This is a genomic window from Pseudomonas sp. NPDC087614 (assembly GCF_044743485.1).
GTDB classification, from domain to species: domain Bacteria; phylum Pseudomonadota; class Gammaproteobacteria; order Pseudomonadales; family Pseudomonadaceae; genus Aquipseudomonas; species Aquipseudomonas baetica_A.
On record NZ_JBIUWN010000117.1, the window covers coordinates 1 to 11,310 of the forward strand.

The 11,310-nt window shown below is 60.0% G+C and carries 11 protein-coding genes; 5 read left to right on the plus strand and 6 right to left on the minus strand.

Going from position 1 to position 11,310, the window contains the following annotated elements; translation table 11 throughout:
* Both ACIOWA_RS26250 and trxB read right to left on the minus strand, forming a co-directional pair.
* Window positions 1-363 (minus strand): transposase (locus ACIOWA_RS26250; protein WP_401162681.1); only part of this gene is annotated, 363 nt, incomplete at its 3' end.
* Between the two features lie 108 nt (window positions 364-471).
* Window positions 472-1,434, minus strand: a complete 963-nt coding sequence (trxB, locus tag ACIOWA_RS26255; protein WP_221730013.1) for a thioredoxin-disulfide reductase — start codon at window positions 1,432-1,434, stop codon at window positions 472-474.
* A 311-nt stretch (window positions 1,435-1,745) separates the two neighbouring features.
* Between trxB and cysZ the strand changes: the two genes are divergently transcribed.
* Both cysZ and ACIOWA_RS26265 read left to right on the plus strand, forming a co-directional pair.
* Window positions 1,746-2,498: a sulfate transporter CysZ gene (gene cysZ / locus ACIOWA_RS26260; protein ID WP_401162683.1), complete on the plus strand. Its 753-nt coding sequence runs from the start codon at window positions 1,746-1,748 to the stop codon at window positions 2,496-2,498.
* 40 nt (window positions 2,499-2,538) lie between these two features.
* Entirely contained in the window at window positions 2,539-3,738 is a 1,200-nt protein-coding gene (locus ACIOWA_RS26265) for a glycosyltransferase family 1 protein (RefSeq protein WP_339466217.1), read from the plus strand.
* A gap of 107 nt (window positions 3,739-3,845) precedes the next feature.
* On the opposite strand, the gene ACIOWA_RS26270 is transcribed toward ACIOWA_RS26265, so the two are convergent.
* From ACIOWA_RS26270 to ACIOWA_RS26280, 3 genes are all read right to left on the minus strand, one after another.
* Window positions 3,846-4,949 carry an NADH:flavin oxidoreductase gene (locus ACIOWA_RS26270; RefSeq protein WP_401162685.1) on the minus strand — a complete coding sequence of 368 codons (1,104 nt, stop codon included), beginning with the start codon at window positions 4,947-4,949 and terminating at the stop codon, window positions 3,846-3,848.
* 156 nt (window positions 4,950-5,105) lie between these two features.
* Window positions 5,106-5,588 (minus strand): glutathione peroxidase, encoded by a 483-nt coding sequence (locus ACIOWA_RS26275; RefSeq protein WP_221730017.1) that lies wholly within the window; start codon window positions 5,586-5,588, stop codon window positions 5,106-5,108.
* A gap of 124 nt (window positions 5,589-5,712) precedes the next feature.
* Window positions 5,713-6,198: a peptidylprolyl isomerase gene (locus ACIOWA_RS26280; protein WP_339431769.1), complete on the minus strand. Its 486-nt coding sequence runs from the start codon at window positions 6,196-6,198 to the stop codon at window positions 5,713-5,715.
* On the opposite strand from ACIOWA_RS26280, the gene ACIOWA_RS26285 reads away from it, so the two are divergent.
* Genes ACIOWA_RS26285 through ACIOWA_RS26295 form a run of 3 tightly spaced genes read left to right on the plus strand, consistent with a single transcriptional unit; the run spans window position 6,167 to window position 9,559 of the window.
* Window positions 6,167-6,493, plus strand: a complete 327-nt coding sequence (locus ACIOWA_RS26285) for a DUF3565 domain-containing protein (protein ID WP_339431768.1) — start codon at window positions 6,167-6,169, stop codon at window positions 6,491-6,493. The genes ACIOWA_RS26280 and ACIOWA_RS26285 overlap by 32 nt on opposite strands.
* A gap of 60 nt (window positions 6,494-6,553) precedes the next feature.
* Entirely contained in the window at window positions 6,554-8,653 is a 2,100-nt protein-coding gene (gene pta, locus ACIOWA_RS26290) for a phosphate acetyltransferase (protein ID WP_401162688.1), read from the plus strand.
* Window positions 8,654-9,559 (plus strand): acyltransferase, encoded by a 906-nt coding sequence (locus ACIOWA_RS26295; protein ID WP_401162690.1) that lies wholly within the window; start codon window positions 8,654-8,656, stop codon window positions 9,557-9,559.
* A 170-nt stretch (window positions 9,560-9,729) separates the two neighbouring features.
* On the opposite strand, the gene cysC is transcribed toward ACIOWA_RS26295, so the two are convergent.
* A partial coding sequence (cysC, locus tag ACIOWA_RS26300) for an adenylyl-sulfate kinase (protein ID WP_401162692.1) occupies window positions 9,730-11,310 on the minus strand: 1,581 nt, incomplete at its 5' end.

Sequence of the window (11,310 nt, forward strand, 5' to 3'; positions counted from 1 at the left end):
GCACGTCGCCACAAAGGCCGGTTTGTTGTTTTTGCGAAAGTCGGCGATGGTCTTGAAGTCGGGTTTAAGCCGGTTGATCAACCACATCACTTCGATGTTGCGCTGACACTCGACCTCAAGTCGGCGTGAGGAGCGAATCCGTTGGAAATAGCCGTAGAGATAGAGTTTTAGCTGATCGGCAGGATCATAAGAGGGGCGCCCGGTGCCTTTGGGCAACGCTTTGTCAAAGCCCAGTTGCACCAGATCCAGCTTGGCGACGTAGAGGTCGATCACACGAACGAGGTGATCCTCGGGGATCAGTTCCTCCAGCGAGGCCGGGAACACGCTGGTCTGGCTGCGAGACTCTCCTTGGATGTAAGCCATAACGAAAAATGCTCCGTATCTTTCGATACGGAGCATTTCCATTGAGCGCTGCGCAGATTGCTAGGTTTTCACACAGTCTGCGAAGCCGGTTTTTTTGTGCCTGCGATCTTAGAACGAAGCGTTCTGCAGACCGTCCAGGTAACGCTCGGTGTCCAGTGCCGCCATGCAGCCGGCGCCGGCCGAGGTGATGGCCTGACGGTAAACGTGGTCAGCCACGTCACCGGCGGCAAAGACACCTTCGACGCTGGTTGCGGTGGCATTGCCGTCACGGCCGCCCTGCACTACCAGATAACCGTCCTTGAGGGTCAACTGGCCTTCGAACAGCGAAGTGTTCGGCGTGTGGCCGATGGCGATGAACACGCCGTCGACTTTGATCTCGTCGAAGCTGCCATCGTTGTTCTTCAGACGCGCACCGGTCACGCCCATGTTGTCGCCCAGCACTTCGTCGAGGTTGGCGTTCAACTTGAGGATGATCTTGCCTTCGGCCACACGGGCGTTGAGCTTGTCGATCAGGATCTTCTCGGCGCGGAAGGTTTCACGGCGGTGGATCAGGGTCACAGTGCTGGCGATGTTGGCCAGGTACAGCGCCTCTTCAACAGCGGTGTTGCCGCCGCCAACCACTGCAACAGGCTTGTTGCGGTAGAAGAAACCGTCGCAGGTCGCGCAGGCCGAAACGCCCTTGCCCATGAACGCTTCTTCCGACGGCAGGCCCAGGTAACGAGCGCTGGCGCCGGTGGCGATGATCAGGGCGTCGCAAGTGTAGGTCGCGCTGTCGCCGGTCAGGCTGTAGGGCTTGGAAGCGAAATCAACGGCGTTGATGTGGTCGAACACGACCTCGGTTTCAAAACGCTCGGCGTGCTCGCGCATCCGCTCCATCAACACAGGACCGGTCAGGCCGTGGACGTCGCCCGGCCAGTTGTCGACTTCGGTGGTGGTGGTCAGTTGACCGCCGGCCTGCATGCCGGTGATCAGCAGAGGCTTGAGGTTGGCACGGGCCGCGTATACCGCAGCGCTGTAACCGGCAGGGCCGGAACCGAGAATAATCACTCGCGAATGACGGACTTCAGACATGACCTGCTCCTGTTGACCGGGCCGAAAAACTGGCACGGTTCGCCGGACTGCCGGCGGGAATAAAAAAGGACCGTGGAAAACCTTGGGGAAGGCTTGAGCTCGACAGTCCTGTAAAAAGTTGGGTGCAGCGTATCGAGGGGGGCAAGATTAAGGAAATACGGTTTAACAATCCAGCTCATAGGTGGTCTCTATGCCGACCCACTGACGAGATGGACGTCTTTGTTACAGTGAATGTCGATCGCTCTGCCGCGCTTTCGCACATCTTGCAAAGTCGGTAAGGTCGGCGCGTTTTCCCTTGCTCGGAGCCCCTTATGCCCGCCCCTGTTCTGTCTGGCCCGCAATACCTGCGCGAAGGCCTCAAACTGGTTCTCAGCCCGGGCCTGCGCCTGTTCGTGTTGTTGCCGCTGGCAATCAACCTGGTGCTGTTCGTCGGATTGATCTATCTGGCCGGCCATCAGTTCAGCCTGTGGGTCGATACGCTGATGCCGTCGCTGCCCGACTGGCTGAGTTTCCTCAGCTACATCCTCTGGCCGCTGTTCGTGGTGCTGGTGGCGTTGATGGTGTTCTTCACCTTCACTATGCTCGCGAACGTGATTGCCGCGCCCTTCAACGGCTTCCTCGCGGAAAAAGTCGAAGTGGTCGTGCGCGGCAGCGATGACTTCCCGGCGTTCAGCTGGGGCGAACTGATCTCGATGATCCCGCGCACCCTCGCCCGGGAAATGCGCAAGCTCGGCTACTTCCTGCCGCGGGCCATCGGCCTGTTCATCCTCTCGTTCATCCCGGTGGTGAACATCGTCGCCGCCCCCCTGTGGCTGCTGTTCGGCGTGTGGATGATGGCGATCCAGTACATCGACTACCCGGCGGACAACCACAAACTGGGCTGGAACGAAATGCTCGCCTGGCTGCGCGAGAAGCGCTGGCAGAGCATGAGTTTTGGCGGGATCGTCTATCTGGCGCTGCTGATTCCGGTGGTCAACATCCTGATGATGCCGGCCGCTGTGGCCGGGGCGACACTGTTCTGGGTGCGTGAGCGTGGTGCCGAGAACCTTGTAACCCAACGCTGACCCCGTCACAAATCCATCATCCGACCGTCACAAGCGCGACATGGCCTCAGCCGACACTGAGGTCATGACGACAGCTCTACACATCACACTGATCAGCGAAACCTTCCCACCGGAAATCAACGGGGTGGCCAATACCCTTGGTCGCTTGTGCGATGGATTGCGCGCGCGCGGCCATCAAGTTGACCTCGTACGGCCGCGTCAGGGCGGTGATCCGCAACGCAGTGACGACGATGCTGTGTTGTTGTGTCGTGGCTGGCCGTTGCCGGGTTATCCGGGGCTGCAATGGGGCCAGTCGTCGATGCACAAACTGCTGCGGCGCTGGAAGCAACAGCGCCCGGACGTGCTGTACATCGCCACTGAAGGCCCGCTCGGGTTGTCGGCGTTACGGGCGGCGCGGCGTCTGGGGATTTGCGTGGTCAGCGGTTTCCACACCAATTTCCAGCAATACACCAGTCAGTACGGCCTCAGTCTCCTGACCCGGATGCTGACGCATTACCTGCGCTGGTTTCACAATCGTTCGGCGCTGACGCTGGTGCCCAGTGTCAGCCAGCGACTGGAGCTGGAGCGCCGGCATTTCGAGCGATTGGCGTTGTTGTCCAGAGGCGTGGACAGCCAGTTGTTCCACCCAACCAAACGCATGAACGCTTTGCGTGAGCAATGGGGGCTGGGTGAGCGCGACATTGCTGTGATTCATGTAGGAAGACTCGCGCCAGAAAAAAACCTCGGCTTGCTCAAACGCTGCTTTGAAAAGCTGCGCAGCACTTATCCACAGCGCAATCTGAAGCTGATCGTGGTCGGCGACGGGCCGCAACGTATGGCCCTGGAAAAAGATCTGCCCGAGGCAATTTTCTCTGGGGCGCAGCGCGGTGAAGCGTTGGCGGCGCACTATGCGTCCGGTGATGTGTTTCTGTTTCCGAGCCTGACGGAAACCTTTGGCAATGTGGTGCTCGAAGCACTGGCTTCAGGGCTTGGCGTGGTAGCTTACGATCAGGCAGCGGCGGCGCAGCATATTCGCCATGGCTATAACGGCGTACTGGCGATGCCGGGCGATGAAGAGGCGTTCTGTGATGCGGCGACGTGGTTGCTGGAGGCGCATGAGACATTGCGTTGCGTGCGCCTGAATGCACGGCAACATGCGAGTCGCCAAGGATGGGCGGCCGTGATCGAACAGTTTGAAAGTCACTTGCGTGGGGCATGCCAAGGGGAGCAGTTGGTGCCGAATGCGCCGACATTGCCTTGATTACCGCTGACTTTGAGCCGTCTTCGCGAGCAAGCCCGCTCCCACATTGGAATGCATTTCAATTGTGGGAGCGGGCTTGTTCGCGAAGGGGCCTATGAAGGCGCCCGTTAAACCAGCGTCATCAACGCCTCACGGCTGAACGGCAGAATGTCCTGCTCACGTCCTTCGCGCACTTTCTGCGCCCAGTCCGGGTCCACCAGCAGCGCACGGCCTACCGCCACCAGATCAAATTCCTCTTTGTTCAGACGCTCCAGCAGGTTCTCCAGACTGGCCGGTTGGGCGACCTTGTCGGTGTTGACCATGAACTGCAGGAATTCGCCATCGAGCCCGACGCTGCCGACAGTGATGGTCGGTTTGCCCGTTAGCTTACGCGTCCAGCCTGCCAGGTTGAGCTCGGACCCGTCGAACTCCGGCTCCCAGAAACGCCGCGTCGAGCAGTGGAAAATATCCACACCCGCATCGGACAACGGCTCGAGAAACTCGCCCAACGCTTGCGGGGTTTGCACCAGACGTGCGGTGTAATCCTGCTGCTTCCACTGCGAGAAACGGAAGATGATCGGAAAACCTTCGCCGACCGCCGCGCGTACTGCCTGAACAAGTTCGATAGCGAAACGCGAACGGTTGGCCAAGCTGCCACCGTATTCGTCGGTGCGCTGGTTACTGCCTTCCCAAAAGAACTGATCGACCAGATAGCCGTGGGCGCCGTGGATTTCCACGCCATCCATGCCGATGCGTTGTGCATCTTTGGCCGCCTGAGCGAAAGCGGCGATCACGTCCTTAATGTCTTGTTTGCTCATGCCGTGAACCACGACCTGACCGTCCTTGAGTTTTTCCGACGGACCGTAACCCGGCACGCTGGCGTCCGGCTCGGTGCCGATACGGCGTACGCTGCCGACGTGCCACAGTTGCGGAACAATCTTGCCGCCTTCAGCGTGGACGGCGTCGACGACTTTTTTCCAGCCGGCCAATGCGGCCTCACCGTAGAAGTGCGGCACGTTCGGATAGCCGTTCGAGGCCTTGTGGCCGACGGTGGTGCCTTCGGTGATGATCAGGCCGACACCAGCGGCTGCGCGACGGCGGTAATACTCGATGACTTTGGAGTTCGGTACGCCGCCCGGAGAAAACGAACGGGTCATTGGCGCCATGACCACGCGGGTCGGCAGTTCGAGGGCACCGAGGTGGAACGGTTTGAACAGGGCTTGAACGGGCATCACAAGGCTCCACGAAAACATTATCGACAGGGCATAAGCCATATGACGGCGATAATATGAATAGTGACGCCAGCGCGGAAGCACTATTGATCTGAATGATTAAGGGTCAAAAGGCAGGCAAAAAAATCGCAGCGCGATGGCTGCGATTTTCAGGTTTCAGCTCAGCGCTTTTTCAATCGCATGAACAATGGTCGGATCGTCTGGCGCCGTGCGTGGCGAGAACCGGGCCAACACCCGGCCGTCCTTGCCGAGCAGGAACTTCTCGAAATTCCAGGTGATGTCACCGGGAAATTCCGCTCCCTCGCCCGCCAGCAGGCGATAGAGCTGGTGACGATCGTGACCGTTGACTTCGAGCTTGCTCGACAACGGGAACGTCACGCCATAGTTGAGGCTGCAGAATTCCTGAATTTCCTGTTCGGTGCCTGGTTCCTGACCGGCAAACTGGTTGCACGGCAGGCCCAACACACTGAAGCCTTTGCTTTTGAACTGCTGGTAAAGGTTTTCCAGCGCCGCGTACTGTGGGGTCAAGCCGCATTTGGAGGCGACGTTGACCACCAGCACGACGTGGCCCTTGAAGGGCGCCAGCGGTAGCTCCTGACCATCCAGGGCTGTCAACTTAAGGTCGTGAAAAGCACTCATGACGAACTCCAGGATTCCCGTGTTCTACTCGAAACGGCCACTTGGCGAAGCTACCAAGGACAGCCGCGGACTAAAAAGGCGCCCGCAGGCGCCTCTCCAGTTCTCGAAAGCTTAGCGCAGAAAATCAGTGCTGATGGCCGCCTTCGCCATGGACGTGACCATGAGCGACTTCTTCCTGGCTGGCGTCACGGATAGCAACGATCTTCACTTTGAAGTTAAGGCGCTGACCGGCCAGTGGGTGGTTGCCGTCAACAGTCACATCGTCGCCGTCCAGGTCACGGATGGTCACGATCTGCATTTGGCCGTCCGGCGCCGAAGCGTGGAACTGCATGCCCACTTCCAGCTCGTCAACACCTTCGAACATGCTGCGGCTCAGTGTGCTGACCAGTTCGGCCGAGTATTCGCCGTAAGCGTCTTCAGGCTCAACGGAAACTTCCAGCTCGTCACCAACAGCTTTGCCTTCCAGGGCTTTTTCCAGGCCCGGGATGATGTTACCTGCGCCTTGCAGGTAGACCAGCGGAGCGCCGCCGGCGGAGCTGTCGATGACCTCACCAGCGTCGTTGGTCAGGGTATAGTCGATGGAGACAGCCTTATTGGCGGCGATCAGCATGGGGCGAGACCTTTTGCATAAGAATTTAGAAAGGCGAAGTTTAGCGAAGCAATCGCGCGAAAGCGAACACAACCCGGACAAACGGGATTCGACGATTACGGGCTTCCATCTGGACGAAGAGGATCACTGGGTGGTCGAGCTTTCCTGCGGCCACACTCAGCACCTGCGTCACCAGCCACCCTGGCAATCTCGGGCGTGGGTGCTGGATCCGGCGCAACGTATTGAAAAAATAGGCCAACCCTTTGCCTGCGGTTGGTGCGCACAAGGCTCGGTTAGCGATAACCTTGGCGACTGAATTTCGGCAGATCGTCAGAGAAAGATGATCGCCATTGCCATGCACCCTTAGAGAATTCGCATGCAAACTTTTTTTATCGCGCCCACCGATTTTGGCGTGGGTCTGACCTCCATAAGCCTCGGGCTGGTGCGCATGCTTGAGCGAGCCGGGTTGAAAGTCGGTTTCTTCAAGCCGATTGCCCAGCCGCACCCGGGCGACACCGGCCCTGAGCGCTCCACCGAACTGGTGGCCCGCACCCATGGTCTGAAACCGCCACAACCGTTGGGCCTGGCCCACGTTGAGCGGATGCTCGGCGACGGCCAGCTCGATGAACTGCTCGAAGAAATCATCACTCTTTATCAGCAGGCAGCCGTCGGCAAGGACGTGCTGGTCGTGGAAGGCATGGTGCCGACCCGCAGCGCCAGTTACGCCGCACGGGTGAATTTGCACCTGGCCAAAAGCCTCGATGCCGAGGTGATTCTGGTCTCGGCACCGGAAAACGAAGTGCTCGCCGAACTCTCCGGCCGTGTCGAGTTGCAGGCGCAATTGTTCGGAGGCCCGAAGGATCCGAAAGTTCTCGGCGTGATCCTCAACAAGGTCAAGACCGACGAGAGCATGGAGGCCTTCGCCGCGCGACTGAAGGAGCATTCGCCGTTGCTGCGCAATGGCGATTTCCGCTTGCTCGGCTGCATCCCGTTCCAGCCCGAACTCAACGCGCCACGCACCCGCGATGTGGCCGACCTGATGGGCGCGCAAGTGCTCAACGCCGGTGACTACGAAACCCGGCGCATGACCAAAATCATCATTTGCGCGCGGACCATGCGCAACACCGTCGAGCTGCTCAAGCCCGGCGTGCTGGTGGTGACGCCGGGCGACCGCGACGACATCATCCTGGCCGTCAGCCTCGCGGCGATCAACGGCGTGCCACTGGCCGGCCTGCTGCTGACCAGCGACACCCTGCCCGATCCGCGCATCATGGACTTGTGCCGTGGTGCCTTGCAGGCCGGTCTGCCGGTGTTGTCGGTGAGCACCGGCTCCTACGACACCGCCAACCTGCTCAATGGCCTGAACAAGGAAATCCCCATCGATGACCGCGAGCGTGCGGAAATCATCACCGACTTCGTCGCCAGTCATCTCGATGCCAACTGGCTGCACCAGCGCTGTGGCACGCCACGGGAAATGCGCCTGTCGCCAGCGGTGTTCCGCTATCAATTGATCCAGCGCGCCCAAGCCGCCAACAAGCGCATCGTCCTGCCCGAGGGTAGCGAGCCGTTCACCGTGCAGGCAGCGGCGATCTGCCAGGAGCGCGGCATTGCCCGTTGCGTGTTGCTGGCCAAACCCGAAGACGTCGAAGCCGTGGCCCGTGCCCAAGGCATCGTCTTGCCGCCAGGGCTGGAAATCCTCGACCCGGACCTGATCCGCGAGCGCTATGTCGAGCCGATGGTCGCCCTGCGCAAGACCAAAAGCCTCAACGCGCCGATGGCCGAACAACAATTGGAAGACACCGTGGTGATCGGCACCATGATGCTGGCACTGGATGAAGTCGACGGGCTGGTTTCCGGTGTCATCAACACCACCGCCAATACCATCCGCCCAGCCTTGCAACTGATTAAAACCGCGCCGGGCTGCACGCTGGTGTCGTCGGTGTTCTTCATGCTGTTCCCCGAAGAAGTACTGGTCTACGGCGACTGCGTGATGAACCCGCACCCAAGCGCCGCCGAACTGGCCGAGATTGCCCTGCAAAGCGCTGACTCTGCCGCCGCGTTCGGCATCACCCCGCGCGTGGCGATGATCAGTTACTCCAGTGGCGAATCGGCCACAGGCGAGGAAGTCGAGAAAGTCCGCGAAGCCACCCTGCTCGCCCATGAGCAACAGCACTCGCTGCTGATCGACGGCCCGTTGCAATACGACGCCGCCGCCAACGAGAACGTGGCGCGGCAACTGGCGCCAAACAGTCCGGTCGCCGGACGCGCCACGGTGTTCGTGTTCCCTGACCTGAACACCGGCAACACCACCCATAAAGCCGTACAGCGCAGCGCCGATTGCGTCAGCCTCGGCCCGATGCTGCAAGGCCTGCGCAAACCGGTGAACGACTTGCCACGCGGTGCACAGGTCGACGACATCGTCTACACCATCGCCCTCACGGCGATCCAAGCCGCCAACCGACCTATGGATGTGTAAATGCTGGACTTTCTACCTGCACCACTGCGCGGCGTGATCGCCTCGCTGCTGTTGGCGCTCAATACGATAGTGCTGTGCTCGTTTCTGTTCTGCGTGGCGCTGGTCAAGGCCTTGCCGTTCGCCGTCACTCAGCGCATTGCCGGCTGGCTGATGCGCCACACCCACCAAGCCTGGATCAGCAACAACAAAGGCTGGATGAACCTGGTGCGCCGCACGCGCTGGCACCTTAGCGGCCTGCAAGATCTGGACTATCAACACTCGTACCTGATCACCAGCAACCACCAGAGCTGGGTCGATATTCTGGTGCTGCAATACGTCCTCAACCGGCGCATCCAGCCACTGAAGTTCTTCCTCAAGCAGGAGCTGATCTGGGTGCCGGTGATCGGTCTGGCCTGGTGGGCGCTGGGCTTTCCGTTCATGAAGCGCTACTCCAAGGCGTATCTGGAAAAGCACCCGGAGAAGAAAGGCAAAGACCTGGAAACCACCCGCAAGACCTGCGCGAAGTTTCGCAACAACCCGGTGGGGATTTTCAACTTCGTCGAAGGCACGCGCTTCACTGAAGGCAAGCATGCTCAACAGCAATCGCCGTTCAAATACCTGCTCAAGCCCAAGGCCGGCGGCATTGCGTTTGTGCTGGATGCGATGGGTGAACAGCTGGAGTCGATCGTCAACGTGACGATCCACTATCCGGCCGGACGTCCGGGTTTCTGGGACCTGCTGTGTGGGAATGTGCGGGATGTCGTGGTGCACTTTGAAGCGCTGAAGATCCCGCCGCAATTCATCGGCAAGAACTACGACCAGGACGGCGAATATCGCCTGCAGTTTCAAGGCTGGATCAATCAGCTGTGGCTGGACAAGGATGCGCTGCTGGAACAGATGCACCGCGAATATCCAGACCGCCATTGATTGCTGTGGGTGCGGGCTTGCTCGCGAATACGGTTTACCATTCAACGCTGATGCTGGCTGATCCACCGCTTTCGCGAGCAAGCCCGCTCCCACAGTTGACCGGGTTGGCACGAAATAAAAAGCCCGCCGATGATTGCTCATCGGCGGGCTTTTTGGTTTGCAGCTAACGCTTAAATCGCACCACGCTTGCGCAGCAGATCCAGCACTTGCTTGACGCTTTCTTCCAGCGACAGCGCCTGGGTGTCGATCACCAGATCAGCATTGAGCGGCACGTCATACGGGAAGGATTCGCCCGGAATGTTGTCGCCACCCGCCGCATACAACCCTTGCGGATCACGCTCGGCGCACACAGTCGGCGAAGCCTGGACGTAGACCGTCAGCAAACGTTCCTTGCCGATCAGGTCCTTGGCCTGCTCACGCCCCTCTTCGCTGGGTGCCACGAATGCCGCCAGCGTCAGCAGGCCCGCTTCGTTGAACTGACGCGCAACATGCGCGGCACGACGCCAGTTTTCGGTGCGACCGACGCGATCATGCGCCAGACCTTTGTTGAGGTCGTGACGCAGGTTCTGACCATCCAGTACAAACACCGCACGGCCCATGTCGAACAGCTTGCGCTCAACGGCGTACGCCAGCGTGCTCTTGCCCGCGCCCGACAAACCGCTGAACAACACGGTGGCCGGTTGCTGGCCGAAACGCTGAGCGCGTTCTTCGGTGGCAACATGGGCCAGTTTGCCGTGGTGCGTCGCGGTGCCGTGAGTCACGGGCTGCGCGACGATCATGCCGGCGCCGACGGTGCCGTTGGTCAAGCGGTCGATGACGATGAAGGCGCCAGTGGTGCGGTTGCTCTCGTAACCGTCGAGGGCGATCGGCGCGTCGAGCGCGATCTTCACCTTGCCGATTTCGTTGAGCTGCAACGCGCTCGCCGGGCCTTCTTCGAGGGTGTTCACATCCACTTTGTTGACGATGCTGGCGATGGAGCCCGGCACGTAACTGGTGGCGCGTTTGATGTCGTATTTCTTGCCCGGCAGCATCGGCTCTTCAGCCATCCACACCAGCATCGCTTCGAAGCTGTCGGTGACCGGCGGCACGTTGTCGGCATGCACCAGCAGATCGCCGCGAGAGATGTCGATTTCGTCTTCCATGGTCAGCGTCACGGCCTGACCGGGGCCTGCGTGCTCCAGCTCACCTTCGAAGGTGACGATGGATTTCACGCGGCTGCTCTTGCCCGACGGCAGCACCACGACTTCGTCACCCTTGTGCACGATGCCGCTGGCGAGCGTGCCGGCAAAACCACGGAAATTCAGGTTCGGACGGTTGACGTATTGCACCGGGAAACGCAGATCGGTGAAGTTACGGTCGCCCGCCACTTCCACGGTTTCGAGAATCTCCATCAGCGACTGGCCGGTGTACCACGGCGAACGCTCGGACTTGTTCACCACGTTGTCGCCCTTCAGGGCCGACATCGGCACGAAGTGCATGCTGGTCGGCTTCATCTTCAAGCCTTCGGCGAACTTCAGGTAGTCGGCCTTGATCGACTCGAACACGCCTTCATCGAAATCCTTGAGGTCCATCTTGTTGATGGCGACAACGATGTGCTTGATGCCCAGCAAGGACGCGATGAAGCTGTGGCGACGGGTCTGGGTCTGCACGCCGTAACGGGCGTCGACGAGGATGATCGCCAGGTCACAGGTGGACGCACCGGTGGCCATGTTGCGGGTGTACTGCTCATGGCCGGGGGTGTAGACCCAGAC

Coding starts and splice junctions, on each gene's coding strand:
- trxB (WP_221730013.1), bottom strand. CDS start 1,434: ATGTCTGAAGTCCGTCATTCGCGAGTGATTATTCTCGGTTCCGGCCCT.
- ACIOWA_RS26295 (WP_401162690.1), top strand. CDS start 8,654: ATGCTGGACTTTCTACCTGCACCACTGCGCGGCGTGATCGCCTCGCTG.
- pta (WP_401162688.1), top strand. CDS start 6,554: ATGCAAACTTTTTTTATCGCGCCCACCGATTTTGGCGTGGGTCTGACC.
- cysZ (WP_401162683.1), top strand. CDS start 1,746: ATGCCCGCCCCTGTTCTGTCTGGCCCGCAATACCTGCGCGAAGGCCTC.
- ACIOWA_RS26275 (WP_221730017.1), bottom strand. CDS start 5,588: ATGAGTGCTTTTCACGACCTTAAGTTGACAGCCCTGGATGGTCAGGAG.
- ACIOWA_RS26285 (WP_339431768.1), top strand. CDS start 6,167: ATGGAGACAGCCTTATTGGCGGCGATCAGCATGGGGCGAGACCTTTTG.
- ACIOWA_RS26280 (WP_339431769.1), bottom strand. CDS start 6,198: ATGCTGATCGCCGCCAATAAGGCTGTCTCCATCGACTATACCCTGACC.
- ACIOWA_RS26265 (WP_339466217.1), top strand. CDS start 2,539: ATGGCCTCAGCCGACACTGAGGTCATGACGACAGCTCTACACATCACA.
- ACIOWA_RS26270 (WP_401162685.1), bottom strand. CDS start 4,949: ATGCCCGTTCAAGCCCTGTTCAAACCGTTCCACCTCGGTGCCCTCGAA.